The organism is Niveibacterium sp. COAC-50, from assembly GCF_013184235.1.
GTDB lineage: Bacteria > Pseudomonadota > Gammaproteobacteria > Burkholderiales > Rhodocyclaceae > Niveibacterium > Niveibacterium microcysteis.
The window spans coordinates 345,360-371,412 of the sequence record NZ_JABCJM010000002.1 but is presented as its reverse complement, the minus strand read 5'-3'; the positions used below and the strand labels follow the sequence as shown (position 1 = coordinate 371,412).

Below are 26,053 nucleotides of genomic sequence, written 5' to 3'. Positions count from 1 at the left end.
CGCGTGAATTTGTCATTTCACGGCCGCCACAGCGGAAGCTTCCGATGATTCATTCCATGACCGGTTATGCGGTCTGCGCCCGTGAAAGCGGTCGCGCGCGCCTCAATCTTGAGCTCAAAAGCGTCAATTCGCGCTTCCTTGATCTGGGCTTTCGCATGGCCGAAGAGCTGCGCCTGGCCGAACCCGCCCTGCGCGAGGCGATCACGGCGCGGCTGTCGCGCGGTAAGGTCGAGTGCCGGCTCTACTGGCAGGCCAACGCGGCGCTGCCGGCCGAGTTGTCGCTCAACCAGACCCTGGTCGATCAGCTGAGCGCCGCGCAGGCGCAACTGCGGGACCGCTTCACCGACGCCGCGCCGCTGTCGGTCGGCGAGCTGTTGCGCTGGCCGGGCATGCTGGGCGAGACCGGGCCGGACTTCGAGAGCCTGCTGGCGACCGCCGGCGAGTTGGTGAAGCTGGCGCTGGATGATCTCGTTGCATCGAGGGCTCGCGAGGGTGAAAAGCTCGCCGCGATGATCCTCGAACGGGTGCAGGCGATCCGTGCGTTGGTTGCCAAGGCTGAGCCGATCCTGCCGGCCGCGGTGGCCGAGTATCAGGAAAAGCTCACCACCCGGTTGCGCGACGCCGTCGCAACGCTGGACGAGGACCGCATCCGCCAGGAAGTGAGCCTGTTCGCGCAGCGTGCCGACGTGGTCGAGGAGTTTTCCCGCCTGCGCACGCATTGCGACGAGGTCGAACGCGTGCTCAAGGTCGGTGGTCAGGCCGGCAAGCGGCTCGACTTCCTGATGCAGGAACTCAATCGCGAGGCCAATACGATGGCTTCGAAGGCGGTATCTGGCGCGCTGTCCAGCATTGCGCTGGAAATGAAGCTGCTGATCGAGCAGATGCGCGAACAGGTTCAGAACATCGAGTAAGCCATGCCCGGACAGCTCTATATCGTTTCCGCCCCATCCGGCGCGGGCAAGACCACCCTGGTACGCGGCCTGCTCGAACGTGATCGCGGCATCCGCCTGTCGGTCTCTCACACCACGCGCGCACCGCGCCCGGGCGAAGTCGACGGCCAGCACTACCACTTCACCGATCGTGCGAGCTTTGAAGCGCTGCGCGCGGTTGGCGGCTTTCTCGAGTCGGCCGAGGTGCATGGCAATCTCTATGGCACGTCGCGCGCCTGGATCGAGCAGCAGATGGCGACCGGCATGGACATCCTGCTCGAAATCGATTGGCAGGGCGCACGCCAGGTTCGGCTCGCCTTCCCGCAGGCGGTCGGGATCTTCATCCTGCCGCCGTCGATGGACGAACTCGAACGCCGTCTGCGTGGTCGTAACTCTGATGCCGATGAAGTGATCGCCCGCCGTCTCGATGCCGCGCTGGGCGAGATGGAGCATGTGGACGAATTTCATTACTGTATTATCAACAATGACTTAGCCGAGGCTCAGGCGGATCTGGCGGCGGTTGTCCGCGCCTGCCGCGTGCGCCTCAACGTGCAGAAGGCGCGTCATGCCGACGCGTTCTCCTTCCTGCGGGCTGAACACTGAATCGGGGAAGAGCGCATGGAATCTGATGGCATGCATCGCAGTCGACCGGCCGCGCAGGGCGAGGCGGGTCGTGTGCATGCACGCCGATGGTGCCGGGGGTGAGCATGGAAGCCGCCGCGCCACAGATGCCGACCCCGACGACGCTTGCCAACGCCGCCGCTGCGCCGCACGGCGGCGAGATTGATCCGCTTGAAGGCGTCGACCTCTCGACCCTGCGACGACGGGTCGCGGAGTATCTGAAGGAAGATGACCGTGAGCGGCTTGAGCGGGCCGCGCGATTCTCCGCCGAAGCTCACCTCGGGCAGTTCCGCAGCAGTGGTGAGCCCTATGTCTCGCACCCGGTCGCGGTCGCCGAGATCCTTACCGAATGGCATCTTGACGCGCAGGCGCTGATCGCGGCGCTGCTGCACGACGTGATGGAAGACACCGAGATCACCAAGCAGGCGATCGCGGATGCTTTCGGCAAGGTCTCCGCCGAGCTGGTCGACGGCGTGTCGAAGCTCGACAAGATCGAGGCGCGTACCCACGAGGAGGCGCAGGCGGAGAACTTCCGCAAGATGTTCCTCGCGATGGCGCGCGACGTGCGGGTGATCCTGATCAAGCTCGCGGACCGGCTGCACAACATGCGCACGCTCGATGCGGTGCGGCCGGAAAAGCAGCGCCGTGTGGCGCGTGAAACGCTTGAACTTTACGCGCCGATCGCCAACCGGTTGGGGCTCAACAATCTTTACCGCGAGCTGCAGGAGCTGTCGTTCCGCTACCTGCATCCGATGCGTTATCGCGTGCTGTCGAAGGCGGTGCGCGCGGCGCGCGGCAATCGCCGCGAGATCGTTGGCAAGCTGCTCGGCGCGATCCAGGAACGCCTGCCGACCTGGCAGATCGATGCCGAAGTGTGGGGCCGTGAAAAGCATGTGTACGGCATCTATCGCAAGATGGTCGACAAGCACCTGACCTTCTCGCAGGTGCTCGACATCTACGGTTTCCGCATTGTCGTGAAGGACATCCCGACCTGCTACCTCACGCTCGGCGCATTGCACGAGCTGTACAAGCCGGTGCCGGGCAAGTTCAAGGACTACATCGCGATCCCGAAGGCGAACGGCTACCAGTCCCTGCACACCACGCTGTTCGGCCCTTACGGCACGCCGGTCGAGGTGCAGATCCGCACACGCGAGATGAACCAGGTGGCGGACAGCGGCGTGGCCTCGCATTGGCTCTACAAGGAGTCCGAAGGCCCGCTGTCGGACATCCAGCAGCGCACGCACAACTGGCTGCAGTCGCTGATCGAGTTGCAATCCACATCGGGCGACTCAACCGAATTCCTTGAACACGTGAAGATTGACCTCTTCCCGGGCGAGGTCTTCGTGTTCAGCCCCAAGGGCAAGATCTTCAATCTGCCGCGCGGTGCGACGGTGGTCGATTTCGCCTACGCGGTACATACCGATATCGGTAACCGTTGCGTGGCCTGTCGCATCAACGGCGATTTGATGCCGCTGCGCACCGAGCTGAAGAACGGCGATCAGGTGGAGGTGGTGACCGCGTCGCATGCCAGCCCGAACCCGGCGTGGCTGTCGTATGTGCGTTCGGGCAAGGCGCGCGCGCAGATCCGCCATTTCCTCAAGACCGCCCAGCAGGAAGAGTCCGTCGCGCTGGGCGAGCGTTTGCTGGCGCAGGCCCTGCGTGCCCACGGGCTGACGCCGGCGGCGCTGAACAAGTTGGTATGGGACCGCTTCCTGCGCGACGCCGGTGCGCGCGAGAAGAACGACATCTACACCGATATCGGGCTCGGCAAGCGTTTGCCGGCAGTGGTGGCGAAGCGGCTTGCGACGGTGGTCGAGTCGGTCGGCGTCGAGGGCGTCGAAGGGCAGCCGATCCGGCCGCGCCCGGCCGGGGCGATCCTGATTCGCGGCAGCGAAGGCATGGCAGTGCAGCTCGCACGCTGCTGCCGGCCGATTCCCGGCGACCCGATCGTCGGCCTGCTGCGCAAGGGCCAGGGCATGGAAGTGCATTTGAACGACTGCCCCAATCTGTCGCGCAACCGCGCTGACCGCGAGCGTTGGGTCGACGTCGAGTGGGAATCCGAGACCGAGCGCCTGTTCGACGTGCAGATCCGTGTGATCACCGAAAACCGCCGTGGCGTGCTGGCTAAGATCGCCGCCGCGATTGCCGAGGAGCACTCGAACATCCAGCATGTGAGCATGGATGGCGAGGGTGCGTCGCACCACCAGATCTACTTCACGCTGCAGGTGAGCGATCGCCTCCACCTTGCGCGGCTGATGCGTGCGGTGCGCCGCATCCCGGAAGTGGTCCGCATCGCGCGGCTGAAGGCCTCGGAAGCCCGCCCGGGCTGAACTGCCGGGTGGCTCAGCCTGCTAGAATTGCGGGCTGAGGAGGAATCACCATGGCGATGTACGAATCCGAGCACACCAAATTCATGCGCGAGTGGATGGAAAAGCATCCGCAGGAAGCCGAAGAGCAACGCAAAGGCCGCGCCCTGTGGTGGGACAAGCCGCAGGATCTGGAAACCTCGCGCCGCAACGCGGAAGCCAAGGTCGCGCAAAAGCCCTATCCCTATCAGAGCGAAGTCTGAATTCCCGAAGCCTCTCGTCCGAGAGGCTTTTCGCTTTTCCGGTCCCCATGAATCCGCTCTTTGAACGTCCGCTTGCGATTGTCGACCTAGAAACCACCGGCGCTGATCCGCATCGGGACCGCATCACCGAAGTCGCGATCGTGCGGGTGGAGGGCGGTGAGGTGGTCGATCGCTGGTCCAGCCTGGTCGACCCGGAAATGCCGATTCCGTACCGGATCCAGGAATTCACCGGCATCACCAACGAGATGGTCGCCGGCGCGCCGAACTTTCGTGCGCTGGCCGACGAAATCGCGCAGCGCCTGGCCGGCGCGGTGTTCGTCGCGCACAACGCGCGTTTTGACTACAACTTCCTTCGCGCAGCATTCGCAGCGCGCCAGATTGCATTCGACCCGCCGGTGCTGTGCACCGTGAAGCTGTCGCGGGCGCTGTACCCGGAGCACGCGCGACACGGTCTGGACGCGATCATCGAACGCCACGGCTACGCGGTGGAGAACCGCCATCGTGCGATGACCGATGCCGACCTCGTTTGGCGCCTGATGCAGGATGCCGCGGCGAGCTTCGATCATGATCGCCTGCTGTTGGCCCTGCGCCGTGCTGGTAGCGAAGGGGCGGCCGTGCCCAAGCTGCCGGAGGGCGATCTCGAAGCATTGCCCGAGGCACCGGGCGTCTATCTGCTGTTCGGTGCCGGCGGGCAGTTGCTGCAGTGCGGGCGCTCCAACCATTTGCGTTCGAAGGTGCTGGGCTTGTTCACCGGCAGGGGCGACGCCAAGAGCGTGAAGCTGGGCAACCAGGTGCGGAGGGTGGAAACCGAGTTCACTGCGGGCGATCTGGATTCGCAGTTGCGCGAGCTGGCCCTGCTGCGCCGTCATGTGCCCGAGAAATACCCGACCCGCTCGCTTGGCTGGAGCTTCATTCCGAACCGGCGCCGCCCACCGGTGCTCGAAGAGATCGAACTGCATGGCAGCGATCCGCTTGCGTGGCGCGAGGTGTTTGGCAGCTTCCGCGGCCAGCGCGAGGCCGACAACACGCTGCGCGAACTTGCATTGCTGCACCGCCTGTGTCCGCAGCGCCTGGGGTTGGAGAACGGCCGCGGCGCCTGCCAGGCGTACGGCCTGAAGCGCTGCGACGGTGTCTGCGTGGATGCCGAGCGGCCGGAGATCCACGATGCGCGCCTGTTGCGTGCATTGGCATCACTCGCGCCGCGCGCGTGGCCGTGGCCAGGCCCGGTGGCGATCGCGGAGCTGCATGAGGAAAGTGGCCGCGCAGCGACGCATGTGTTCGACCAGTGGTGCCATCTTGGCAGCGCGCGCGACGAGGCGGCGCTCGCCACCCTGCTCAGCGAGCCGCCGCCGCGCCGCTTCGATCTCGATATCGCGCGGCTGCTGCAGCGCTGGCTGATGCATCCGGGTCACGCCAGCGCGGTGCGCGCACTGCCTCAGCGCGTGGTCTGACGCGATTCGATCAGCGTGCGCAGCTCGCCAGGCAGCAGCGCACGTAGCTGTTCGGTCAGCCGCGCTTCATGCTTGCGCCACGCAACGCCGGCAAACACGATGCCGAGCCCGATCGCCGTGAGCGCGAGCGGGAACAGCCAGCTGTCGCGGAAGTAGTGGTGCGACAGATCGCCCAGCACCATCGCGACGCCCAGCGCCCCGAACACGACGAAAGTCCGCCGCACGAGTAGTGCGCCAACGCCGATCAGCAGCAGGTTGATCGCGAGGTAGATCAGCTTGCCGGACAACAGGCCGGAGCCGAGTGAGCTGAGCCCGCCCCAGAAGGCCATCAGGCCGAACAGGTAGAGCCAGAAGGGGTAATCCTTGCGCGAACGGCTGCGTAGCTCGATCCAGAAGGCCACCAGCAGCATGATCAGACCGAAGGCGAGCGAGAACCACTTGCGGAAGGTCCATGACGCTTCGCTCCAGTGGTAGTTGTCGTCCGCAGCGAGGATGAAGACGGCGAGGTCCATGCTCATGTACCACAGCGTCACCGCGATCGGCATGACCAGGAAGGGCGTGCGCCAGCGGTAGAGCATCAGCGCGCCGGCGAACAGCGTGGCGAATTCCAGCGTGATCCAGCGCCAGTCGATGTACACGTGGTAATCGCGGTAGCCCTTGATGTGCTCCGCCTCGGCCCACAGCCCGAAGGCGTTCTGCAGGCCCCACACCGCCAGCGGCACCAGCACCACGATCAGCGCAGCCATGATGCCGCTGGGCACGGCCAGCCCCATACGCTCGAAGCGTTCTGCCAGCTTCCATGCAACGCCTGCATACAGCAGTGCGATGAAGAAGATGCCCCAGCCGCCGAACTGCTCCCAGCCCAGGGTCATGAACAGCGACATCGCGCCGATCGCGAGCAGGCCACCGAGGTAGTACAGCACATGGGTAAAGTCGAAACGCGGTGCGTCGGGGTCGCCGGCGCGGCGGGCGGCAAGGAACTGCCACAGTGCGTCGGCCGAATCGGCGGGCAACAGACCGGCCTGGCTGGCGGCATCGAGGTCGGCGCGTTGAATGCGGAGCGTCATGTCTGGCCTTTGGGGCGGAGCGATGGCGCCATTGTGCCTGCACGCACCGGATGCTCGCGTGGCGGATTCGCTGTCGAGGTACGCGCCGCCGCCGGTATCATTTCCTGATACGCACTACTGGCCAGCCACCATGACCCAAGCTGTGGAAGTCGTTGATCTGCTGAAAGCCGCACTCAAGGCGCGCGGTATCACCTACGCCGAGTTGGCCCGTCGCGTCGGGCAGTCAGAGGCCAGCGTCAAGCGCTGGTTTGCGCAACGCAACTTCACCTTGGCGCGACTCGATACCGTGTGCGATGCGGTCGGCATCGACTTTGCCGAGCTGACCGGCGGCTTCGATCGCGAGGCACGGCTGGTATCTCGGCTGACCGTCGCGCAGGAGCGCGAGATCGTCAGCGAGCCCAAGCTCTTCCTCGCGGCCTTGTCCGCACTCAATCTGCTCGGTTTCGAGGACATGCTTGCGCTCTACGAATTCGAGCGCGCCGAGTTGATCGGCCTGCTCGCGCGGCTCGATCGCATCGGCTTCATCGAGCTGATGCCTAACAACCGGATACGTTTGCGTGTGGCCCGCACCTTCTCGTGGACGCCGAACGGGCCGATCATGGAAGCCTTCAAGGACAACGTGGCGGACTTCTTCGCGAGCGACTTCGCTGGCGCCGGCGAGGCGATGTTTCTGCTCAACGGGCGCCTTACGCCCGGTGCGCGTCATGCGCTGGCCGAACGACTGAAAAAGCTCGCGCGTGAGTTTGCGGAGCTGCATTGGGACGAGGGCACGCTGCCGCAGAGCGAGCGCCAGCCGGTGAGCCTGCTACTGGCGTGCCGACCGTGGCAGGTTGCGGCGATCCGGCCCTTCATTCGCACCACCCCGCAGCGCAAGGCGCGCTGAAACATCTGTGGAGCATGGGATGTTCAAGAATCCGGACACCAGCGCGTTGCGCGCGGCGCTGGGCAAGGTGAAGACGATCGCGATCGTCGGCGCATCGCCCAAGCCCGAGCGGCCCAGTCACTACATCGGCGCCTTCCTTAAGCAGCAAGGCTATCGGGTGATCCCGATCCATCCGGCGGCGGCGGAGATCTTCGGCGAGAAGGTCTACAAACGCCTCTCCGACGTGCCAGAGAAGATCGATCTGGCGGACTTCTACATCAACGCGGAGCGCGTCGGCCCGATGGTGGACGAGGCAGTAGCGCTCGGCATTCCCTTCATCTGGATGCAGGACCATGTTGTCGACGAGGCGGCTGCTCAGCGTGCACGCGATGCGGGCGCCACGGTGGTGATGGACGACTGCATCTATCGCCGCTGGCGGCAGCTGACTGAATGATCGAGCCGCGCTGGCCTGTGGGACAATTGCACACATGAAACTCCGCTTCACGAAAATGCAGGGCCTGGGCAACGACTTTGTCGTGATCGACGCGGTGCGCCAGCCCTTCGAGATGACGCCCGAGCGGGCGCGCTTCCTGGCCGACCGCCGCTTTGGCGTGGGCTGCGACCAGATCCTGATCGTCGAGCCAAGCCGCCTGCCCGGCGTCGACTTCCGCTACCGCATCTTCAACCTCGACGGCGAGGTGGAGCAGTGTGGCAACGGCTCGCGCTGCTTCGCGCGCTATGTGCGCGACAAGGGCCTCACCGACAAGGACGAGATTCGCGTCGAGACGCTCGCGGGCGTGATTTCGCCGCGGCTCGGTGCCGATGGGTTGGTGACGGTCGACATGGGCGCCCCGGTGCTCGATCCGGCGCGCATCCCGTTCATTTCCGATACCGATGCGCCGGCCCAGCCGCTGGACGTTGCGGGCGAGACAATCACGATCGGTGCGGTGAGCATGGGCAACCCGCACGCGGTGCAGGTGGTGGCCGATGTCGATTCCGCGCCGGTCGCGACGCAAGGTCCGCTGATCGAGCACCACCCGCGCTTTCCGGCGCGGGTGAACGCGGGTTTCATGCAGGTCGTCGACCGCCACACCATCCGTTTGCGCGTGTTCGAGCGTGCAGCCGGTGAAACGCTCGCCTGCGGTACCGGTGCCTGTGCGGCGGTGGTGTCCGGCATTCGCCGTGGTCTGCTTGACAGCCCGGTGCGCGTGCATGCGCGTGGCGGTGAGTTGAGCATCGCCTGGGCTGGCCCGGGCCAGCCGGTGCTGATGACCGGCCCGGCTGTTACGGTGTTCGAAGGCGAGATCGAAATCGATTGATGACTGCGGTGGCAAGCCACCGCAGAAACGAGGTTTACACGCATGACCGATCAGGAAGTCGTTGCCTACCTGCAGGCGAATCCCGAGTTCTTCAACGAGCAGCCGGCGCTGCTGGCCGAACTGGCCGTGCCGCATCCCGATACCGGCCAGGCGATCTCGCTGACCGAGCGCCAGTTGCTCGCGATGCGCGAGAAGCTGCAGCTGATGCAGGAGAAGATGGCCGAGCTGGTGCGCTTTGGCGAAGAGAACGACGTGATCGGCGAGAAGGTGCATCGGCTGACGCTGGGCCTGCTTGAGTCGAACAGCGTTGAAGCGGTGGTCGGCGTGATCGACACGCATCTCGTTGAAGACTTCGCAGTGCCGCATGTGGCGCTGCGTGTGTGGAACAGCATCATCCAGCGCGACACGGTTGAGTTCTCGCCCGTCTCTGAAGAATTCCGCTTCTTCGCGGCGGATCTGCGCCACCCCTACTGCGGCCCGGCGACGCAGCCGGAAGTGGTCGGCTGGTTTGGCGAGGCCGGTGCTCATGTGCGCTCGGTCGCGCTGCTGCCGCTGCGCCGCGACGGCGTGGTGTTCGGCCTGCTCGCGCTGGGCAGCGAAGATATCGAGCGCTTCTATCCGGAAATGGGCACGCTTTACGTGGCGCGCATCGCCGATCTGGTCAGCGCTTCGCTGATCAACCATCTCGGTTAGCTCAGCGTTGCTCTCCCGATGAGCGTCGCGATCGAGAACATCCGCGCTGACGACATCCTGCCCTTTCGCGCGGCGGTCGATAGCGTGGCCCGCGAAGGGCGTTTTCTCGCCAGCTATGAAGCGCCGTCGCTCGACGCGGTCGGGCGATTCGTCAATGCCAATATCGAGCACGGCTATCCGCACGTTGTCGCGCTCGCTGATGGTGCCCTGGTTGGCTGGTGCGACATCACGCCGGAAGGTCGCCCACTCAAACGCCATGTCGGCCTGCTCGGGATCGGCGTTGTTGCAGGTTGGCGCCGCCGCGGTATCGGCAATGCGCTGATCAATGCTGCGCTGGCGCGCGCGGCGCAAGCCGGCTTCCTGCGTATCGAGCTGAGCGTGCGGGCCGACAACGCCGCGGCGATCGCCCTGTATCGCAAGCATGGATTCGTGCAGGAAGGGCTCAAGCGCTTCGCCGTGCGGGTGCCGGATGGCTTTGAGGATGTCGTGATCATGGCGCGCCTCTCGCCGGCGCTGGGCTGAGATGGATCTGTCAGCACCAGCGGAGCTCACGGCGCCGATGGAGGCGTGGCTGGCGATGCTCGCGCATGAGCGGCGGCTCGCGGCGCTGACGATCAGCAACTACCGGCGCGATCTGCAGCGCTTGCTCGAGCTGAGCGCCGGGCGGGCGCTCGAACAGGTCTCGCCACACGATATCCGGCGCTATGTGGCCCGCTTGCATGGCCAGGGGCTGAGCGGGCGTTCGATCGCGCGGCATCTGTCGTGCTGGCGCGGTTTCTTCGCCTGGTGGGCAAAGTCGGGTGCGCTGGGCGCCAATCCCGTCGTCGGCATTCGGCCGCCCAAGTCACCGAAGGCGCTGCCGCAGGCACTCTCGCCCGATCAGGCTGCGACGCTGCTGGATGCGCCGCAAGCGGCGGAAAACGATCCGTTTGCGCTGCGCGATCGGGCGATGTTCGAACTTTTCTACTCGTCAGGCCTGCGCTTGTCGGAACTCGCCGGGCTGGACATCGGGCCGGCACTCGACCTGCGCGAGGCCGAAGTGATGGTGACCGGCAAGCGGAACAAGACGCGCACCGTGCCGGTCGGCGCCAAGGCACGTGAGGCGCTGGCGGCCTGGCTGGCTGCACGCAGCCAGCATGCACGCGCCGACGAGGTGGCGCTGTTCGTCAACAGCCGCGGTGGCCGCATCAGCCCGCGCATGGTCCAGCAGCGCCTGTCGCTCTGGGCGCAGCGCAGCGGCCTTGGCGTGCATGTTCATCCGCATATGCTGCGGCACAGCTTTGCGAGTCATCTGCTGCAGTCGTCCGGTGACCTGCGTGCGGTGCAGGAGTTGTTGGGGCACGAGAGCATTGCCACCACGCAGATCTATACCCATCTCGACTTCCAGCACCTCGCCAAGGCTTACGACGCGGCGCATCCGCGTGCGCGGCGAAAGCCGAAAGAGTGAGTCATGTCATAACGCTCGCACTGTCTGCGCGCGTATGATCGGCAGTTCCTTCATTTGCGCCGGAGCAAAACATGAAACTTCATTCCGCCCTGCTTGTTGCCCTGCTTGCGTGTGTCCCAGTTGCCGGTATGGCTGCGGATGCCGCCGTTGCCGTGGGCCAGGCCCCGGGTAAGGTTGGTGCCGCTGGTCGCGTTAGCGCCAAGGCAAAGGTCGAAGCGGTGGATGCCGCTACCCGCACCGTTACCTTCAAGGGTGAAAAGGGCAATGTGTTTGAAGTTGTCGCTGGCGACGAGGTGAAGAACTTCGACCAGATCAAGGTTGGCGATGTGCTGACGGTGACCTATGCCGAAGCGATCGCTTTCGAGTTGAAGAAGGGCGGCAAGGGCGTGCGTGAGCGCCGTGAAGCCACCGATGCGGTTGCTGCCGCACCCGGTGAAAAGCCGGCCGGCGCAGCGGGCCGCCGCATGATCATCGTGGCCGATGTGACGAAGGTCGATCACAAGGCGGGCACCGTAACGCTGCGTGGTCCGAAGCAGTCGCGCACCCTGAAGGTGGATGATCCGGCGAAGTTGAAGAACGTCAAGGTTGGCGACCAGGTCGAAGTGACCTACGTCGAAGCCGTGGCGCTGGAGATCGGCGCGAAGTAAGCGTCGGCCCCGGTTGCCCGAAAGCCCCGCCGCGAGCGGGGCTTTTTCATGGCTGCTCGCGTGACGTGATTCGACAAGACGCGAAGCCGTGGGCCGACCGTAAGCTACATGCCGGCTTACAGGAGGGCGCTGCGTGCAAAGGGTGATTCGTTTCAAGCGCTATGCCTACGCACTGTTTCTGATTCCGCTGGTCTTGCCGCCCGCCGGTTTGATGCTCGGCGCGCATTACGCGGTGCCGGACTGGGGGGCTTGGCTGACGGTGGTCGTGGTGTTCGGTCTGGTGCCCCTGCTCGACACCTGCTTGGGTCGCGATACAGCGAACCCCGGCCCGGACGAAGAGCGCGCGCTGCTGGCCGATCCCTGGTATCCGGCCCTGACGCTGCTGGCAGTGCCGGCCTGGAGCGCTCTGCTGGTGTGGGGCGTATGGGCGGTGAGCCAGGCAACGTTGGGGCTGGCCGGTCGTGTCGGCTTGCTCGCCTCGCTTGCAACCGTGGGCGGTGCGGTGGCGATCAACGTCGGGCACGAACTGATCCACAAGACTCGCAGCGCAGAGCGTGCCGCCGGCGGCTGGCTGCTTGCGAGTGTCGGCTACGGTGGATTCAAGATCGAGCATATCCGCGGCCATCATGTGGATGTCGCCACGCCGCGTGATACCTCTACCGCGCGCCTGGGCGAGAACGTGTATCGCTTCCTGTGGCGCGCGTTCACGACCAATCCGGTGCGGGCCTGGGAACTCGAACGGGCCCGCCTGTCGCGCCGCAATTTGCCGTGGTGGCGCAACGAGCTTTTGCTGTGGTGGGGGCTGTCGCTCGCCTGGGCGGTTGGTTTCGCGCTGTGGTTGGGGGCGCCCGGCTTGGTCGCCTACCTGGGTATAGGCTTCGGCGCGATCGCCTTGTTGGAGATCGTGAACTACCTCGAACACTACGGTCTGATCCGCGCTCCACTGCCCAACGGCCGCTACGGGCCGGTCACCGAGCATCATTCCTGGAACAGCCCCTTCCTGCTGACGAACCTGCTGCTGTTCCAGTTGCAACGCCACTCGGATCACCACGCCCACGCCGCACGGCGTTACCAGATCCTGCGCCACATGGCGGCCGCGCCGCAGTTGCCTGCGGGGTACGCCGCGCTCGTGCTGCTGGCCTTGGTGCCGCCGCTGTGGCGCCGCGTGATGGATCCGCGCGTGGCGGCCTGGCGCGCGCAGCAGGGGCTTGCTTGATCAGTCCGGAAGCCCGTCGGAGAACCAGCCGATGTGGGTGAATTCGAGCTTGTAGGGCGGGCTGAGTGCCAATGCTTGCCAGCGATCACTCTGTTTGGGGTCCAGCGGCACCACGGCGCATTGACGCTTGCCTTTGATCGCGAGGGCTTCACTGCCGTTGCCGGTGAGCAGCGCAGCTTCTCCGCCGTCGCGCTCGAAGCAGGCGCGTATCGCGTTCGGGTCCGAGATCAGCAGTCGGAAGTACCAGGGGACGATTTCCTTCACGAGGCGGCGGGCCTGGTCGGCGGACGTCAGCGCGTCCGCGTAGCTCACGCGCCCGGCAACCGGGAGGTTGGGCGTCAGGGTCAGATGCACCTGCAGGCTGTCCTTCTTCTGGTTGGTGACGAACTCGGCCTTGTCGGCGAGGGCCGCTTCGGAGCGCGGTACCTCGATGTCACCCTCCTCGCCGAGCGGTACTGCGATGTCGGTGTTGTCACCCACAAGGCGGATGCTGATGTCCGAGGCCTTGACCGACTTGTCGGCCGATTTCACCTGCATGCGCATGCGTACCTTGTCGTGCTCGACGCGGTCGATCTGGCTGAAGAATTTGTAGGCGTCGGCGTACGGCATGATCGCCGGATCGCGTACGCCTTTTACGACCAGTTTCTCGGCGGGTGCGTCGGTGGCGGGCAGGGGCGCTTCCTCTGCGAGGGCGACCAGCGGGCCGAGCAGCAGAGCGAGGGCGATGCGTTTCATGGCAGGTCCTGGTAGTCGATCTGCCGCGATTCTCGCGGCGCCGTGGATCGACAAAGTGTCGGAAACGTAAGCGTTTGTCAGTGCTGCAGCGTCAGTGCGAGTGCAATCGGCAGGAAGAGCAGCGCGAACAGGTTGCCGATCATCACGATCGAGGCAACTTTTTCAGGCTCCTGTCGGTAACGCTCGGCGAACATGAAGTTGAGCACCGCGGGTGGCAGCGCGCCGAACACGATCACCAGCGCGCGCTGCAAGGGCGGCAGCTCGACGACCGACACCACCACGGCTGCGACCAGCAGGCCGCCGACCGGCCGCAGCAGCGCGCCGCCAACGCCGATGCGCCAGGCGTGGAAGTTGGCGTCGGTGAGGCGCACGCCAAGCGAGAACAGCATCAATGGGATCGAGATGTCGCCAACCATCTTGATCGCGAGCATCAGCGGCGGCCATACCGCAATGCCGGCGCTGCCGACCGCGATGCCCGCGAGCGTGGCGAGCACCGAGGGCACTTTCCAGATCGTCGCGAGCCGGGTCTTGTGATCGAGCAGCCAGGCGCCGTATGAGAAGTGCAGGAAGTTCGACACCATGAACATCACCACGGCCGGCGCCAGTGCCTGTTCGCCGAAGGCCAGCACCGCGAGCGGCAGGCCGAGGTTGCCGCAGTTGTTGAACATCGTCGGCGGCACCAGTGTCTTCACCGCTACGCCGCTCAGGTGCGCGCCAATCCAGCCGACGACTCCGAACGCGATGACCATGAGGACCGAAATGCCGGCCAGCGGCAGGAAGTCGCCGAGGTGGAACTCCTTCGATACCAGCGCCGCAAACACCAGCGCCGGCACGAAGACATCCATGTTCAGCTTGTTCGCGACCGTGAGATCGGGCTTCGCGCGGCGTGCAACCAGCCAGCCGAGGGCGACAATGGCAAAGAGCGGGAACAGGATCGAGACGATGCGCAGGAACATGAGGCTATCCGCCGGTTGGAAAGCGGATTCTAGCCAGCCGGCGCCGGCCGGCCATCCGTAGTGTTACGTGCCAGCCGCCGTCGCTCAGCAAAAAGGGCGCCGAAGCGCCCCTTGATCATGCAGTGCCGTGTCGGTCAGAAACGGTAGCCAACGCCGATACCGATCAACCACGGATCGATGTTCAGCGTATCGACGACGACGCCACCGGCCTTCACATCGGTGCCGATCCAGGTCTTCTTGATATCGGCATTCAGATACCACTGCGGGCTGATCTCGTAATCGAGGCCTGCCTGGAGCGAAGCGCCCCAGCTGGTGCGCTCGATATCGATGCCGGCTGGCAGATCCACATCCCAGAAGCGCGTCATGTTCACGCCCAGACCGACGTAGGGTTTGAACGCCCCCATCGGGTGGTGGTACTGCAGCATGAAGTGCGGCGGCAGTTGCTTGACGGTGCCGATCTTGGTGCCGCCGAGCTCGATGTCGTGCGTTTGCGGCACGCTCAACACCACTTCCAGCGCGAAGTTCGGCGTGAAGAAGTAGCTGATGTCGAGGTCGGGCAACCACTTGTCGCTGGCCGTCACTTCTGCCGGCAGCAAGTTGTCGGTGTTGCTGTTGTCATTGATCATGCTAACGGCTCGGCCACGTACGAGCCAGTTACCGTCGGCAGCGAATGCCGCCCCCGCGGCAAACATACTGGTCGCGATCGCCCCCGCGATCGCAGTCCGGATGATGCTGGACATAACTCCCCCAATTGATTGATTGTTGCTGTGCAGAAAAACTGCACGTGCAGTGTGGTTTTTGGGGGGCGCTGGCGTTTGAGCCGCATCAAGTGTTCAAATTCCAAGCCCAGGCCGCTTGCAATGACTGTCGTTTTTTCGCAACCGGTTGATCTGTAAACACCTTTTTCTCGAGCGCACCGCGATGCACCGCTACTGGCTTGCCGACGTTTTCACCGACCGCCCGTTTTCGGGCAATCCGCTGGCCGTGTTCGCCGACGGTGCTGCAGTCGATCCAGGGCAGATGCAGGCGATTGCGGGCGAGCTGAATCTCTCTGAAACCGTCTTCGTGCTGCCGCCCGATGATCCGGCCCATACCGCGCGGGTGCGTATCTTCACGCCTGCGAGCGAGCTGCCCTTCGCCGGTCACCCGACGGTTGGCACCGCCCTGTTGCTGGCACGCTTCGCACCGCAGCCGATGGCGGATGGTGAGCATCTGCTGGTGCTGGAAGAGGGCGTCGGGCCTGTGCCGGTGCGAGTGACCGTGCAGGGCGGACAGCCGGTACGGGCTGAATTCGCCGCGGCCCAGGCGCCGAGCTTTGCACCGGCGCCGCAGCGCATCGCCGCGATGCTCGGCCTCGGCGAGGACGACATCCTGCCGCGCAGCAGCGTGGCGTCGTGCGGTGTGCCGTTCTTGTGCGTGCCGCTGCGCAACCGCGCGGCGCTCGCGCGCATCGTGCCGAACAATGCCGAGATGCAAACGGGCCTGGCGGGTCTTGCGCACGGCATCTACGCCTACACCGAGGATCTCGATCGCCCCACCTTGCTGCATGCGCGCATGTTCGCGACCGGCCTTGGCATCGTCGAAGACCCGGCGACCGGTTCGGCCGCAGCCGCGCTTGGCGGGCTTCTGGGCACCCATGACTCGCGCAGCGAAGCGGACCTCTCGTGGGAGATCTCGCAGGGTGAGGATCTGGGGCGGCCGAGCCGAATCGTTGTGACCACCGAGATCCGCCAGCGACGCGTGGCTGCGGTGCGTGTCGCGGGGCAAGCCGTCTTCATGGGCGAAGGCCAGCTCTTCACATACTGAACTCAAACGAAACGAATGACCGACATGGATATCCAGCGTATCGGCGTAACGCCGCGCTATGCCGACGCCGTGGCATACGGCGGCGTTGTGCACGCCGTTGAAGTGCCCGCGGACGAACACGGCGACATCGCCGAGCAGACGCGGGGCTTGCTGAGCGCGCTTGAGGCGACGCTTGAGCGTGCCGGCAGCAGCAAGGCACGGCTGCTCACCGCGACGGTCTACCTGACCGACATGGCCGACTACGACGGTTTCAACGCGGTGTGGGATGCCTGGCTGGTGCCGGGGTGTGCGCCGTCGCGCGCCTGCGTCAAGGTGGCAGGGCTGGCGCGTGCCGGCTGGCGAGTCGAAGTGGTGGTCAGCGCCGCGGCGGTTTGAGCGCTCAGATCGGCCTGCGGGCCCAACTCACCCGCAGGCAGGGGTAACGCTTGCCATCTGGCATCTCATGGTATTCGGGCGTCTGCTCGCAACCGCCGAGCCGGCGGTAGAACGCGCGCGCCGCGAGATTGGCCTCCAGCACCCACAAGTGAAACCCGGTGGTGGTGGCGCTTGCGGCCATCCGGTCGCACAGCGCCATCATCAGGCGCCGGCCCAGCCCTTCGCCCCTGAGCGCGGGCTGTACATGCAGGTTATCGATCAGCGGCCCCCATGCCGGGTCGGCATCCGGACACAGGCAGCCGAACCCGAGCAGGCCGCGGCTGTCCTCCATCAGCACTACCTCCAGCGGGGCGTCCACGCCATCCACTAGGCGGCGATGCCACAACGCGGCCCGTTCGCTGGCGAGCGCGCCGTCCAGGTAGTCATCGCGCAGCACCCCGCGATAGGCGCTGCGCCAGCTCGCTGCGTGCAGTTGTGCGACGGCCGGCGCATCGGCCGCGCCGGCAATGCGGAAGCGGAGATCCTCTGCGATCAATGCATGTGCTCGTGCGTGCTCATGTCGCCAAGCGGCCGCACGGCGGCATCCACCGTAATCTGCTCACGCTTGCCGCCTTGTTCGACTTCCAGCGTCAGCTTCACGATGTCGCCATCCTTCACCGGCTCCTTCAAATCGAGCAGCATCACGTGATAGCCGCCGGGCTTGAGTTCGACAGTCTTGCCGGCCGGCAGCGCGAGCTTCTGCACCGGGTTCATCTTCATGTTGTCGGCCACCATCTTCATCTCGTGCACCTCGGCTTTGCCGGCGATTGGCGACGAGGCGCCGACGAGCGCTGCACCCTGTGCGCTGCTCAGTCGCATGAAGGCGCCCGTGGCCTTCTGCGACGGCGTCGTGCCGCGTACCCAGGCGCCTTCGACCTTGACGTCGGAAGCGAGAGCGCTTCCCGTGCCGAATGCGAGCAGAGAGGCGAGCAGTGAAGCGATGACGTGGTGACGCATGCGGAACTCCTTTGAAATGGGTGAGCCGATCAAACGCAAGCCGCGATTGTAGGGCGAGTTTCCAGTTGTGCCGCGGGTGCGCCCGGCGCTGCTGCCGCGCACATGGCGTGAGCGCGCGCTATTCTCACTGCTTCATTGGCAAGGACATCTGCGCATGGATCAGGATCCTGGCGCGCGAACGCGCATCGACAAATGGCTCTGGGCCGCCCGCTTCTTCAAGACCCGCAGTCTCGCGACCGAGGCCGTCGAGGGTGGCAAGGTGCGGATCAATGGCCTGGGCGTGAAACCGGCGAAGGAAGTGCGCCCGGGTGACCGCGTGGCCTTCAGCAATGGCCCGGTCAGCCGCGAGGTGATCGTGCTCGGCATTGCGGACAAGCGCGGCCCAGCCCCGGTGGCCCAGCTGCTCTACGAGGAAACGGCGGAGAGCATCGCCGCACGCGAGCAGTTGGCCGATGCCCGGCGCCTGAAGGTGGAGCCGGCCGCCGAACGCCATGGCCGACCGACCAAGCGCGAGCGGCGCGACTACGAGCGTTGGCGCTCGTGAGCCGGGCCGGTTGCACTCTGTAAGAATCGTGAATGCGCAGCGTCGCGTGCGCGCGCTAGAGTGGCAGGCATGGAACGAAAAACGCTGATCTGGGTGATCGATGACGACCCCGAACTGCGCGCGCTGCTCGCCGAGTACCTCGACCGCGAGGGCTTCGACACGCGCGTGTTTGCCGATGCTGCCGATCCGGTGCGCCGCCTGCCGCGCGAACGCCCCGATCTGCTGGTGCTCGATCTGATGATGCCGGGTGAGGATGGCCTGTCGGTCTGCCGCCGCATTCGCGCCACCGGTGACGATGTGCCGATCATCATGCTGACCGCGCGCAATGATCCGATCGACCGCGTCGTTGGCATCGAGATGGGCGCCGACGACTACCTTGGCAAGCCCTTCCTGCCGCGCGAGCTGTCCGCCCGTATCCGCGCGGTGCTCAAGCGCCGCACCGCGCCGCGCGCTGGCGCCCCGCTGCCGGAAGAAGAGGCTGTTAGCTTCGGCGATTGCCGGCTCGATCTCTCCAGCCGCAGCCTGTGGCGACGCGGCGAGCGGATCGAGATGACGACCGGTGAATTTGCCCTGCTTGCGGCGCTGGCGCGCCATCCGCATCAGCCGCTGACGCGCGAACGCCTGATCGAAATCGCGCGCGGACCGGAGTCCGAAACCTACGAGCGCAGCATGGATGTGCAGATCTCGCGCGTGCGCCGCTTGGTCGAACCCGATCCGGCACGCCCGCGCCACATCCAGACGGTGTGGGGCGTGGGCTATGTGTTCGTGCCGGATCCGCCCGACGCCGCCGCCCCATGAGCCGACTGCGCCGCTGGTCGCAGTCGCTCAACCTGCGCCTCGCGCTGATCCTGTTCCTCGTTCTGGGTGGCAGCTACGGCCTGATGGCCTGGCTGCTGCAGACCCATGTTGCCGACCTGCGTGCCGCCCAGGCGGCGCAAACAATTGCCGCACGGGTGAAGGCCGCCGAGGCGCAGCTCGCCCAGGCGGGCGGCACAGTGCGCGACGATGTCCGGATCGCCGAGGGCGATGAACCGCCGATGTTCGGCCGGGGCCGCGGCTGGATGCACGCGCAGCCGCCCGGTGCGGACGAAGGTCGGCCGCCGCCTTCCGGTGGAGGCCGTCGCCTCCCGCCTGACGGTGATCTGGGCGGCCCTGGCGGACCGCCGCCCAACGACGCCGGCCCCGGCGTGCCACCGCATCTGCGCGGCCATGGCCTGCGTGTTGAACAGTTCGAAACCGCGCTGACCCAGGCGCTCGGGCATAGTGCCGAGATTCGCCCCGGCGGCATGCGCGGCGAGGGGCCCGGCATCTGGATCCGCCTTGCCGGCGACGCGCCGAAGTGGCTGTGGGTGCCTGCTTCCGCACTGCCGTTTCCGCCGCCTATCCGCCGTTTCGATTCAGCGATCGTTGTGCCGGTACTCGGCTTCGTGATTGCGTTTGCGGCCGCGCTGTTCCTCGTCGTGCAGGTGAATCGCCCGCTGCGTCGCCTGGGCGATGCGCTGGGGGCGGTTGGCTCGGCCAGCGCGCCGCAGCCCTTGTCGTTGACCGGCGCGAGCGAGATCCGCGTGCTCGCGGGTCGCTTCAACGACATGCTCGCGCGCCTCGGCCGGCTTGAGAGCGACCGCACCACGATGCTGGCCGGCATTGCGCACGACCTGCGCACCCCGCTCACCCGCCTGCAACTGCAGATCGAACTTGCCGCTGGTCCGCAGGGCATCGACGACAAACGTAAGGCCGCGATGCTGCGCGAACTCGATCAGCTCGGCGAAATCATCGATCACTTCCGCCTCTTCGCCGGTGGCGCCGGTGGCGAGCCGCTCGAAACCCGCGAGCTCGCCTTGCTGCTCGAAGAGATGGCCGCGCCTTGGTGCGATCAGGGCCTGCAGCTCACCCTCGAGCCCGGCCTGCGCGCGCAGGTGCGTTCCGCCGCGTTGCGACGCATCGTCGCCAACTTGCTCGGTAACGCGTTCGCCTACGGCGCACCGCCCGTGCAACTGGCGCTGCGCCGCGACGGCACGCACGCGCTGATCGAGATCGCCGATCACGGCCCCGGCATCCCGCCCGATCGCCTCGACGAAGCCCGCCGCCCGTTCGCCCGCCTTGACGCCGCTCGCGGCGGCAGTGGCCACAGCGGGCTCGGCCTCGCGATCGTCGACCGCCTGATCGGCGAAATGGGCGGGCGGCTCGAACTCGAGAATCGCCCGGAAGGCGGGCTGCTGGCGCGGGTGATGCTTCCGTTGCAGGGCTAACGCGGGTACTCAGGCGGCGAGCGCACTTTCCACGCCACCTACCTCGTTCTTGTAACGCACGAAGGTCGCGCTGTCGGCCAGCTGCGGGTTGGTGCACTTGAAGACCATGCTGCCGTCTTCGCCCGGCGAGCCGGCGTAGCCGAAGATGTTGAGTGCGAGCACTTCGCGCTGGGTCACGCGCAGGAAGGGTTTGTCGCCCGCGTGGAAGTCGAGCTGTTTCGCGCCGGCGAAGCCCATGCGCTTATCGTTGCCGGCGGCGACCCAGGCGCTTTCGAGCCGATCGGTGTGTACCAGCGTGAACGGGCCGTGCGAGTGGATGCCGCCGAGGATGAAGGCGTCGTTGTAGAACAGGCGCCAGCGGTCCTGGTTGCTGGTATCGACAAAGATGCCGCCACCATCGAAGACGGATTTGTTCTTCGCAAGCAGGTCCTGCAGGTGTTCGATCAGGCCGATGTTGAGCCCGCTGCGGGCACCCTGCTCAAGCCCGTGCAGGTAGTACCTGAAGGCGGTTGCGGCTTGCGCGAAATCCGCTTTTGCGTCGAACTGGTAAGTGGTTTTGTGTGCGGCGAGGAAGTCCGACTTGAACGCCACGAAAGTCTCATAGGCCATGATCCAAGCTCCACGAGAAATACGGCGAGATGCCTGATTGCAGCCTAGGCCCGCAGCGCACGATCGCAAGCGGGTCCGGCGGTGTCGTTGACGCAGGGCCAAGGCGGCTCGCTGGCCGCGATCAGGGCATCAGTCCGGCAGCGGTGCGAACAGCGCCTGTAGCCCGGCTTCGTCGAATTTCGCGTCGCCCGCGTGGTCTTCGGAGAGGATGCCTGCGGCGAGTGCGGCCTTCTGTTCCTGCAGCGCGAGGATCTTCTCTTCGATGCTGCCCGCCACCACGAGTTTGTAGACGAACACATTCTTCGTCTGGCCGATGCGGTGGGCGCGGTCGGTGGCCTGGTCTTCGGCGGCGGGGTTCCACCAAGGGTCGAAGTGGATCACCGTGTCGGCGGCGGTGAGGTTGAGGCCAACGCCACCGGCTTTCAGGCTGATCAGGAAGACCGGCGCATCGCCGTTCTGGAACGCTTCCACCACCGCTTGGCGGTCGCGCGTGCTGCCGTCCAGCCTCAAATGCGCGATCCTGGCCTCGCCTAGCGCGTCGGCGATCAGGTCCAGCATCGTCGTGAATTGCGAGAACAGCAGCACCCGGCGACCTTCTTCGACGAGGCCGGGCAGCAGGTCCATCAGCAGGTCGAGCTTGGCGTGTTCCTTCACCTTCGCGGCGGCGGGGGTCTGCAGCAGGCGCGGGTCGCAGCAGACCTGGCGTAGCTTGAGCAGCGCATCGAGGATCACGATCTGGCTGCGGGCAAAGCCGCGCGCGGCCACTTCGTCGCGGATGCGTTTGTCCATCGTCGCGCGCACGGTCTCGTAGAGGTCGCGCTGGCGGCCTTCGAGTTCGACGCGGCGCACGATGATGGTCTTGGGTGGCAGCTCGGCGGCCACTTCTTGCTTGCGGCGCCGCAGGATAAAGGGCGCCAGGCGCCGCGCCAGCAGCTCGCGCCGCAGCAGGTTGCCGTGCTTCTCGATCGGCGTGCGCCAGGCCTGCGTGAAGGCTTTGGCGTCGCCGAGGAAACCGGGCATCAGGAAGTCGAATTGCGACCACAGCTCGCCGAGGTGGTTTTCCAGCGGCGTGCCGGTGAGGCAGAGGCGATGCCGTGCATCGACTTCGCGTACCACCTGGGCGGCGAGGCTGCGAACGTTCTTCACCGTCTGCGCTTCGTCGAGGATCAGGAAGTGCCAACTGCGCGCGGTGAGCGCCTCGCGGTCGCGTGCGAGCAGCGGGTAAGTGGTCAGCACCACGTCGTGGGTGTCGATCGATTCGAAGTGTTCACGGCGATCGGCGCCGTGCAGCTTGAGCACGCGTAGGTCCGGCGCGAAGCGTGCGGCTTCCTGCTGCCAGTTGAACACCAGCGAGGTCGGCAGCACCACCAGCGAGGGGCGGTCCATGCGGCCGGCGCACTTTTCGGTCAGCAGGTGAGCGAGGGTCTGCGCGGTCTTGCCGAGCCCCATGTCGTCCGCCAGGATGCCGCCCAGCTCATGTGCGCGCAGGTGCTGCATCCAGGCGAGGCCTTCCCGCTGATAGGCGCGCAGCGTGCCGGCGAATCCCTCGGGGGGTTCCACCGGTGCCACGTTCGCGGCATCGGCGAGGCGCGCAATCCAGGGCGCAAGGCGGTCTACGCCATCCAGCGTCCAGTCGCCGTTGGTGAAGGCCTGCTTGAGGCGCGGCGCATCCAGGGCGCTCAGTTTCAGCGTCGCGCCCGGCGTGTCGAACAGATCCACCAGGGTCGAGGCCAGTGGCTTGACGCGCGCCGCGGGCAGCTGAATGCGCGCGCCGTCCGGGCCGATCAGCTCGATCGCTTCGTCGTCGGCGATCGCTTCGATGGCGGCGCGGTCCAGCCAGCGGGCGTCGCGCTGGAACAGCGCATGCAGCAGCGGGGCGAGATCGAGCCGCTGGCCGGCGACCTCGATACCGAGCGAGAGCGCGAGCCAGCCGTTGGCATCCTCTTCCAGCTCGGCATGCCAGTCATCGACTGTCAGCACATGGTGGCGGAAGTCTGGTGCGCATTCGATCTGCCAGCCGGCGGCACGCAGGGCTGGGGCTTCCGCCGTGAAGAATTCGCGCCATGCGGTCTCGCTGGCGAGGCCCAGGATGCCTTCGGGCAGGCGTTCGAAGGTGTTCAGCACGCGCGTTGGCACTGGCGCGAACCCGGCGCGGCGCAATGCGGCCAGCGCGTCGGTTTCGGCGGCGCTGTCGCGCACGATGCGGGCGGCACGGCCGTCGGGCAGCGTCGTCAGCGTTTCGCTGCTGCCAGCGGGCAATTCCGCATCGCCATACCGGAATGCGGCTTGTGCAAAGTCGTAGGTGGCGTGCAGCGTGTCGCGGTAGTCACGATGCGCCTGCAACTGCCACACATGCAGGCTTTGCAGCCGCAGGACCGGGCGCGCCGGGGCTTCGAGCCGGGGCAGCGATGCGGGCGTGGGTGGCGGCAATTTCGGCGCCACTTCGGCCAGCACGCTGGCGACCAGGCTCAACTCGGCGCTGTTGAGCGGCGGTAGCGACAGTGCCTCAGCCACGACTTCAGCGTCGGGCACGTCGAGCACACCGCAGCGGCCCTCGGCGTCGATGTAGCGGAAGGGTTGCGTGTGCAGCACCGCCAGCGCTGGCGGCGTGGTGTCGAGGTGTGCGCGCAGGCCGCCCTCGCGAGTGGGCTGCCAGCTCATGCGGCCACTGCGGCTGCGCCCCTTTTGCAACGGGATCTCCGCTTGTGGCACGGCGTCGTGTGCCTGCCCGAGGAAGGCGCGGCCGGTGTCGAGCAGGGCGTCGAGCAAGGCGCTGCCATAGCGTCCGCTGATCGGCACTTCGCCCCAGTCGCTCGTGCGTGCGTTGCTGCGTTCAATCGCGCGAATCTGCCGCAACACCGCGAGGTCCTCGTCGTCGACGAAAGCGGGTGGCTTGAGGAGCGCCTGATCGATGTTGTACCAAGGCTCGCGCTGCGCGATCTCGCCGTCGGCGAGTCGCCGGACCTTGTCGATGCGCAGGCTCGCGCCGGTGCCGTGCAGTCCGGGCGTCAGCGTGTAATGCAGCATCTGGCGGTTGGCTGCCGCCTTGGGCTTGGTGCCAAGGCGTTGCTTGCCGATCCGGGTGCGCAGTTGCTGCGCCCATTCGAGCACTTCGCTTCGCGGCTTCTCCACCAATGCGCCGGGGCGCTGCGCGGCCAGCAGCAGGGCTACGACGTGCTTGCAGCGCGTGCCGACCGGGCAGGAGCAGCGGCTGTGCAACTCCAGCGAGATCTCGCCGAGCAGTTCGCGCTGGCTGATGCGCGCCGTCGTGCGGTACGGGCGCGGCGCGCTGCCGGTAACCAGCGCGCTCAGCGCGTCGCCAGAGACGGTCAGCTCGCGCACCCGCCCGATGTACTGGCGGCCCTTCGCAATCGCGGCGCTGGTGAAGAGTTCCTGCAGCACGTCGTCGTTAACGCGGCTGAGCAGATCGGCAAGCGGCATTGTCGCGGCAAAAAATGGGGTGCAACAGCATACCGGTTAGCGCGTCGCTCACGAAGGCGTGGCTGATAGCGAGCGAATCCGTGCCTCGATATAGCGCGTACATTCAAGGCCGACAAACAGGGCGCTGCCCTGATCTTTCGCGGCCTTATTTCGCTCGACTTTTGCGCGCTTCGTCGACGATGAACCATGCGAGGGTCGAGGTCGCAAGCGAAATTGCGATGAACGCAATCACAAGAAACGTTGTCCGGTCAGACGCCCGTAGCAGGCGCCCACGTCTTGCCACTTCCTCCGCACTTAGCGCAATGCTTGGCGGCCTGGACCAAGAGAGCTGTGCGGCTTCGCTCTCACTGTTGTGCCGAAGGCAGATATGTACTGGCACATATTCAACAGAACGTCCGGTTTCGCTCTTGCCTCGGAGCCATTTGCAGAAATCCGTGACTGCGGTGCAATTCAAGCTCTGGCGCGATATTCCTGTACTGGTCTTCAGCTCAAGCGTGCCACCGCCGAAGTTCTTATTAATCTGTATCAGGCGGGCGTCGCCTCGAAACTCCCTGCAGGCCGAGGGTATCTCCCACGAAGAAGCGGACAGAAGTGCCGCAGCCATCGCGCCACCAAATGCAACCGATCCTATCGCGAACGGGTTCGCGGCCCACCGGAAGATCCCCCGACGCGTCGTTCCGGGCGAACTGCTAAGTCGTCGCAGCGCAGTTGCGATCGCTAACGGCAAAAGCGCGGCGAATGACATGCCGACGAGAATGGGCCAGATTGGATTCAAGGTCGATGTCCAAGTGACGTTGCTGCGCTTCTCTTCACGCTGATCGTTCGGTGCTGCTCAGTCTGCGCGCAGACGGCCGTCGATCATGGTCACTGCGCGGTCACAACGTTCCGCGAGGCGCGGGTCGTGGGTGACGATCAGGCAGGCCGATCCGCGCTCGCGATTCACCTCGCGCATCAGCGCGAAGATCTCGTCGGCGGTGTGGGTGTCGAGGTTGCCGGTCGGCTCGTCGGCGAGGATCAGGCGCGGCCCCAGCAGCAGCGCGCGCGCAATTGCCACCCGTTGCTGTTGCCCGCCGGAGAGCTGGTTCGGCTTCTTGTGCGAATGCGCTTCGAGGCCGACGCGGCGCAGCAGTTCGCGCGCGGCGGCTTCGTGGGCGTCGGTGGCGCGGCCCTCGGCGATGATGCCGGGCATCATCGCGTTCTCCAGCGCGCTGAAGGCGGGCAGCAGGTGATGGAACTGGAACACGAAACCGATGCTGCGGTTGCGCAGGCGGGTGAGGCCCGCATCGTCCTGCGTCGCCGAGTCGATGCCGTCAATTTCGATGCGGCCGGCGGTGGCGCGTTCGAGCAGGCCGACGATGTTGAGCAGCGTGCTCTTGCCGGAACCGGAGGGGCCGATCAGCGCGACGAACTCGCCCGCTGCAATGTCGAGGTCGATGCCGTGCAGGATCTCGGTCTCGACTTCGGTGCCGATGTTGTAGGACTTGCGGATGCCGGCGAGGCGGATCACGGGCTGCGCCATCG

General features: G+C 65.9%; 28 protein-coding genes. 19 read left to right on the top strand and 9 right to left on the bottom strand.

Going from position 1 to position 26,053, the window contains the following annotated elements; translation table 11 throughout:
* Positions 1 to 44: 44 nt before the first annotated feature.
* The 5 genes from HH302_RS09185 to HH302_RS09165 all read left to right on the top strand — a co-directional run bounded on the left by HH302_RS09185 (position 45) and on the right by HH302_RS09165 (position 5,570).
* Entirely contained in the window at positions 45 to 911 is an 867-nt protein-coding gene (locus tag HH302_RS09185) for a YicC/YloC family endoribonuclease (protein ID WP_172201538.1), read from the top strand.
* 3 nt (positions 912 to 914) lie between these two features.
* Positions 915 to 1,532 carry a guanylate kinase gene (gmk, locus tag HH302_RS09180; protein WP_172201536.1) on the top strand — a complete coding sequence of 206 codons (618 nt, stop codon included), beginning with the start codon at positions 915 to 917 and terminating at the stop codon, positions 1,530 to 1,532.
* Positions 1,533 to 1,636: 104 nt separating this feature from the next.
* Complete coding sequence (locus tag HH302_RS09175) at positions 1,637 to 3,880, top strand: bifunctional (p)ppGpp synthetase/guanosine-3',5'-bis(diphosphate) 3'-pyrophosphohydrolase (protein WP_172201534.1); 2,244 nt, start codon at positions 1,637 to 1,639, stop codon at positions 3,878 to 3,880.
* A gap of 50 nt (positions 3,881 to 3,930) precedes the next feature.
* Complete coding sequence (locus HH302_RS09170; RefSeq protein ID WP_172201532.1) at positions 3,931 to 4,119, top strand: DUF3460 family protein; 189 nt, start codon at positions 3,931 to 3,933, stop codon at positions 4,117 to 4,119.
* Positions 4,120 to 4,166: 47 nt separating this feature from the next.
* Positions 4,167 to 5,570 (top strand): exonuclease domain-containing protein, encoded by a 1,404-nt coding sequence (locus tag HH302_RS09165; RefSeq protein ID WP_172201530.1) that lies wholly within the window; start codon positions 4,167 to 4,169, stop codon positions 5,568 to 5,570.
* On the opposite strand, the gene HH302_RS09160 is transcribed toward HH302_RS09165, so the two are convergent.
* Positions 5,555 to 6,637, bottom strand: a complete 1,083-nt coding sequence (locus HH302_RS09160) for a DUF2157 domain-containing protein (RefSeq protein ID WP_172201528.1) — start codon at positions 6,635 to 6,637, stop codon at positions 5,555 to 5,557. The genes HH302_RS09165 and HH302_RS09160 overlap by 16 nt on opposite strands.
* Before the next feature lie 130 nt (positions 6,638 to 6,767).
* Between HH302_RS09160 and HH302_RS09155 the strand changes: the two genes are divergently transcribed.
* The 8 genes from HH302_RS09155 to HH302_RS09120 all read left to right on the top strand — a co-directional run bounded on the left by HH302_RS09155 (position 6,768) and on the right by HH302_RS09120 (position 12,821).
* The gene (locus HH302_RS09155) at positions 6,768 to 7,520 is read left to right on the top strand and encodes a helix-turn-helix transcriptional regulator (RefSeq protein ID WP_172201526.1); all 753 of its coding nucleotides are present in this window, start codon (positions 6,768 to 6,770) and stop codon (positions 7,518 to 7,520) included.
* Positions 7,521 to 7,539: 19 nt separating this feature from the next.
* Entirely contained in the window at positions 7,540 to 7,953 is a 414-nt protein-coding gene (locus tag HH302_RS09150; protein ID WP_172201524.1) for a CoA-binding protein, read from the top strand.
* A 34-nt stretch (positions 7,954 to 7,987) separates the two neighbouring features.
* Positions 7,988 to 8,818, top strand: coding sequence for a diaminopimelate epimerase (dapF, locus tag HH302_RS09145; protein WP_172201522.1), 831 nt, complete (start codon positions 7,988 to 7,990; stop codon positions 8,816 to 8,818).
* Between the two features lie 42 nt (positions 8,819 to 8,860).
* Positions 8,861 to 9,511 (top strand): DUF484 family protein, encoded by a 651-nt coding sequence (locus HH302_RS09140; RefSeq protein WP_172201520.1) that lies wholly within the window; start codon positions 8,861 to 8,863, stop codon positions 9,509 to 9,511.
* Positions 9,512 to 9,529: 18 nt separating this feature from the next.
* Positions 9,530 to 10,033, top strand: a complete 504-nt coding sequence (locus HH302_RS09135) for a GNAT family N-acetyltransferase (protein WP_172201518.1) — start codon at positions 9,530 to 9,532, stop codon at positions 10,031 to 10,033.
* 1 nt (position 10,034) lies between these two features.
* Positions 10,035 to 10,958 carry a tyrosine recombinase XerC gene (xerC, locus tag HH302_RS09130; protein WP_305847221.1) on the top strand — a complete coding sequence of 308 codons (924 nt, stop codon included), beginning with the start codon at positions 10,035 to 10,037 and terminating at the stop codon, positions 10,956 to 10,958.
* A gap of 71 nt (positions 10,959 to 11,029) precedes the next feature.
* Positions 11,030 to 11,605 carry a hypothetical protein gene (locus HH302_RS09125; RefSeq protein ID WP_172201516.1) on the top strand — a complete coding sequence of 192 codons (576 nt, stop codon included), beginning with the start codon at positions 11,030 to 11,032 and terminating at the stop codon, positions 11,603 to 11,605.
* 133 nt (positions 11,606 to 11,738) lie between these two features.
* Positions 11,739 to 12,821: an alkane 1-monooxygenase gene (locus HH302_RS09120; RefSeq protein WP_216661849.1), complete on the top strand. Its 1,083-nt coding sequence runs from the start codon at positions 11,739 to 11,741 to the stop codon at positions 12,819 to 12,821.
* Here HH302_RS09120 and HH302_RS09115 read toward each other — a convergent pair whose 3' ends face one another.
* From HH302_RS09115 to HH302_RS09105, 3 genes are all read right to left on the bottom strand, one after another.
* A complete protein-coding gene (locus tag HH302_RS09115; RefSeq protein ID WP_172201514.1) occupies positions 12,822 to 13,556 on the bottom strand; it encodes a hypothetical protein in 735 nt (244 codons plus the stop codon).
* A gap of 77 nt (positions 13,557 to 13,633) precedes the next feature.
* Entirely contained in the window at positions 13,634 to 14,512 is an 879-nt protein-coding gene (locus tag HH302_RS09110) for an AEC family transporter (RefSeq protein ID WP_172201512.1), read from the bottom strand.
* Between the two features lie 134 nt (positions 14,513 to 14,646).
* The gene (locus HH302_RS09105) at positions 14,647 to 15,252 is read right to left on the bottom strand and encodes an OmpW family protein (protein ID WP_172201510.1); all 606 of its coding nucleotides are present in this window, start codon (positions 15,250 to 15,252) and stop codon (positions 14,647 to 14,649) included.
* A 181-nt stretch (positions 15,253 to 15,433) separates the two neighbouring features.
* On the opposite strand from HH302_RS09105, the gene HH302_RS09100 reads away from it, so the two are divergent.
* Together HH302_RS09100 and HH302_RS09095 are read left to right on the top strand one after the other, a co-directional pair.
* Positions 15,434 to 16,318: a PhzF family phenazine biosynthesis protein gene (locus HH302_RS09100; protein WP_172201508.1), complete on the top strand. Its 885-nt coding sequence runs from the start codon at positions 15,434 to 15,436 to the stop codon at positions 16,316 to 16,318.
* A 24-nt stretch (positions 16,319 to 16,342) separates the two neighbouring features.
* Positions 16,343 to 16,693 (top strand): RidA family protein, encoded by a 351-nt coding sequence (locus HH302_RS09095; protein WP_172201506.1) that lies wholly within the window; start codon positions 16,343 to 16,345, stop codon positions 16,691 to 16,693.
* Positions 16,694 to 16,697: 4 nt separating this feature from the next.
* On the opposite strand, the gene HH302_RS09090 is transcribed toward HH302_RS09095, so the two are convergent.
* Both HH302_RS09090 and HH302_RS09085 read right to left on the bottom strand, forming a co-directional pair.
* The gene (locus HH302_RS09090) at positions 16,698 to 17,228 is read right to left on the bottom strand and encodes an N-acetyltransferase (RefSeq protein WP_172201504.1); all 531 of its coding nucleotides are present in this window, start codon (positions 17,226 to 17,228) and stop codon (positions 16,698 to 16,700) included.
* Positions 17,225 to 17,689, bottom strand: coding sequence for a copper chaperone PCu(A)C (locus HH302_RS09085; protein WP_172201502.1), 465 nt, complete (start codon positions 17,687 to 17,689; stop codon positions 17,225 to 17,227). The genes HH302_RS09090 and HH302_RS09085 overlap by 4 nt, the downstream gene beginning before the upstream one ends.
* Before the next feature lie 154 nt (positions 17,690 to 17,843).
* Here HH302_RS09085 and HH302_RS09080 point away from each other — a divergent pair, with 154 nt between their 5' ends.
* The 3 genes from HH302_RS09080 to HH302_RS09070 all read left to right on the top strand — a co-directional run bounded on the left by HH302_RS09080 (position 17,844) and on the right by HH302_RS09070 (position 20,482).
* The gene (locus tag HH302_RS09080) at positions 17,844 to 18,233 is read left to right on the top strand and encodes an RNA-binding S4 domain-containing protein (protein WP_172201500.1); all 390 of its coding nucleotides are present in this window, start codon (positions 17,844 to 17,846) and stop codon (positions 18,231 to 18,233) included.
* A gap of 69 nt (positions 18,234 to 18,302) precedes the next feature.
* Positions 18,303 to 19,031, top strand: coding sequence for a two-component system response regulator OmpR (gene ompR / locus HH302_RS09075; protein WP_172201498.1), 729 nt, complete (start codon positions 18,303 to 18,305; stop codon positions 19,029 to 19,031).
* A complete protein-coding gene (locus HH302_RS09070) occupies positions 19,028 to 20,482 on the top strand; it encodes an ATP-binding protein (protein ID WP_172201488.1) in 1,455 nt (484 codons plus the stop codon). Before ompR ends, HH302_RS09070 begins: the two co-directional genes overlap by 4 nt.
* 9 nt (positions 20,483 to 20,491) lie before the next feature.
* Here the strand turns inward: HH302_RS09070 and HH302_RS09065 are convergent, their stop codons facing one another.
* Both HH302_RS09065 and HH302_RS09060 read right to left on the bottom strand, forming a co-directional pair.
* On the bottom strand, positions 20,492 to 21,091 hold the full coding sequence (locus HH302_RS09065) for a hypothetical protein (RefSeq protein ID WP_172201486.1): 600 nt from the start codon (positions 21,089 to 21,091) through the stop codon (positions 20,492 to 20,494).
* Positions 21,092 to 21,220: 129 nt separating this feature from the next.
* Positions 21,221 to 24,532: a DEAD/DEAH box helicase gene (locus HH302_RS09060; RefSeq protein ID WP_172201484.1), complete on the bottom strand. Its 3,312-nt coding sequence runs from the start codon at positions 24,530 to 24,532 to the stop codon at positions 21,221 to 21,223.
* Between the two features lie 434 nt (positions 24,533 to 24,966).
* Between HH302_RS09060 and HH302_RS09055 the strand changes: the two genes are divergently transcribed.
* Positions 24,967 to 25,350: a hypothetical protein gene (locus HH302_RS09055; protein ID WP_172201482.1), complete on the top strand. Its 384-nt coding sequence runs from the start codon at positions 24,967 to 24,969 to the stop codon at positions 25,348 to 25,350.
* A 14-nt stretch (positions 25,351 to 25,364) separates the two neighbouring features.
* Here the strand turns inward: HH302_RS09055 and HH302_RS09050 are convergent, their stop codons facing one another.
* Complete coding sequence (locus HH302_RS09050) at positions 25,365 to 26,051, bottom strand: ABC transporter ATP-binding protein (protein WP_172201480.1); 687 nt, start codon at positions 26,049 to 26,051, stop codon at positions 25,365 to 25,367.
* Between the last annotated feature and the right edge of the window lie 2 nt (positions 26,052 to 26,053).

What these genes read in the sequence shown, in the direction of transcription:
- HH302_RS09185 (WP_172201538.1), top strand. Translation starts at nt 45, where the DNA reads ATGATTCATTCCATGACCGGTTATGCGGTCTGCGCCCGTGAAAGCGGT.
- gmk (WP_172201536.1), top strand. Translation starts at nt 915, where the DNA reads ATGCCCGGACAGCTCTATATCGTTTCCGCCCCATCCGGCGCGGGCAAG.
- HH302_RS09175 (WP_172201534.1), top strand. Translation starts at nt 1,637, where the DNA reads ATGGAAGCCGCCGCGCCACAGATGCCGACCCCGACGACGCTTGCCAAC.
- HH302_RS09170 (WP_172201532.1), top strand. Translation starts at nt 3,931, where the DNA reads ATGGCGATGTACGAATCCGAGCACACCAAATTCATGCGCGAGTGGATG.
- HH302_RS09165 (WP_172201530.1), top strand. Translation starts at nt 4,167, where the DNA reads ATGAATCCGCTCTTTGAACGTCCGCTTGCGATTGTCGACCTAGAAACC.
- HH302_RS09160 (WP_172201528.1), bottom strand. Translation starts at nt 6,637, where the DNA reads ATGACGCTCCGCATTCAACGCGCCGACCTCGATGCCGCCAGCCAGGCC.
- HH302_RS09155 (WP_172201526.1), top strand. Translation starts at nt 6,768, where the DNA reads ATGACCCAAGCTGTGGAAGTCGTTGATCTGCTGAAAGCCGCACTCAAG.
- HH302_RS09150 (WP_172201524.1), top strand. Translation starts at nt 7,540, where the DNA reads ATGTTCAAGAATCCGGACACCAGCGCGTTGCGCGCGGCGCTGGGCAAG.
- dapF (WP_172201522.1), top strand. Translation starts at nt 7,988, where the DNA reads ATGAAACTCCGCTTCACGAAAATGCAGGGCCTGGGCAACGACTTTGTC.
- HH302_RS09140 (WP_172201520.1), top strand. Translation starts at nt 8,861, where the DNA reads ATGACCGATCAGGAAGTCGTTGCCTACCTGCAGGCGAATCCCGAGTTC.
- HH302_RS09135 (WP_172201518.1), top strand. Translation starts at nt 9,530, where the DNA reads ATGAGCGTCGCGATCGAGAACATCCGCGCTGACGACATCCTGCCCTTT.
- xerC (WP_305847221.1), top strand. Translation starts at nt 10,035, where the DNA reads ATGGATCTGTCAGCACCAGCGGAGCTCACGGCGCCGATGGAGGCGTGG.
- HH302_RS09125 (WP_172201516.1), top strand. Translation starts at nt 11,030, where the DNA reads ATGAAACTTCATTCCGCCCTGCTTGTTGCCCTGCTTGCGTGTGTCCCA.
- HH302_RS09115 (WP_172201514.1), bottom strand. Translation starts at nt 13,556, where the DNA reads ATGAAACGCATCGCCCTCGCTCTGCTGCTCGGCCCGCTGGTCGCCCTC.
- HH302_RS09110 (WP_172201512.1), bottom strand. Translation starts at nt 14,512, where the DNA reads ATGTTCCTGCGCATCGTCTCGATCCTGTTCCCGCTCTTTGCCATTGTC.
- HH302_RS09105 (WP_172201510.1), bottom strand. Translation starts at nt 15,252, where the DNA reads ATGTCCAGCATCATCCGGACTGCGATCGCGGGGGCGATCGCGACCAGT.
- HH302_RS09100 (WP_172201508.1), top strand. Translation starts at nt 15,434, where the DNA reads ATGCACCGCTACTGGCTTGCCGACGTTTTCACCGACCGCCCGTTTTCG.
- HH302_RS09095 (WP_172201506.1), top strand. Translation starts at nt 16,343, where the DNA reads ATGGATATCCAGCGTATCGGCGTAACGCCGCGCTATGCCGACGCCGTG.
- HH302_RS09085 (WP_172201502.1), bottom strand. Translation starts at nt 17,689, where the DNA reads ATGCGTCACCACGTCATCGCTTCACTGCTCGCCTCTCTGCTCGCATTC.
- HH302_RS09080 (WP_172201500.1), top strand. Translation starts at nt 17,844, where the DNA reads ATGGATCAGGATCCTGGCGCGCGAACGCGCATCGACAAATGGCTCTGG.
- ompR (WP_172201498.1), top strand. Translation starts at nt 18,303, where the DNA reads ATGGAACGAAAAACGCTGATCTGGGTGATCGATGACGACCCCGAACTG.
- HH302_RS09070 (WP_172201488.1), top strand. Translation starts at nt 19,028, where the DNA reads ATGAGCCGACTGCGCCGCTGGTCGCAGTCGCTCAACCTGCGCCTCGCG.
- HH302_RS09065 (WP_172201486.1), bottom strand. Translation starts at nt 21,091, where the DNA reads ATGGCCTATGAGACTTTCGTGGCGTTCAAGTCGGACTTCCTCGCCGCA.
- HH302_RS09060 (WP_172201484.1), bottom strand. Translation starts at nt 24,532, where the DNA reads ATGCCGCTTGCCGATCTGCTCAGCCGCGTTAACGACGACGTGCTGCAG.
- HH302_RS09050 (WP_172201480.1), bottom strand. Translation starts at nt 26,051, where the DNA reads ATGGCGCAGCCCGTGATCCGCCTCGCCGGCATCCGCAAGTCCTACAAC.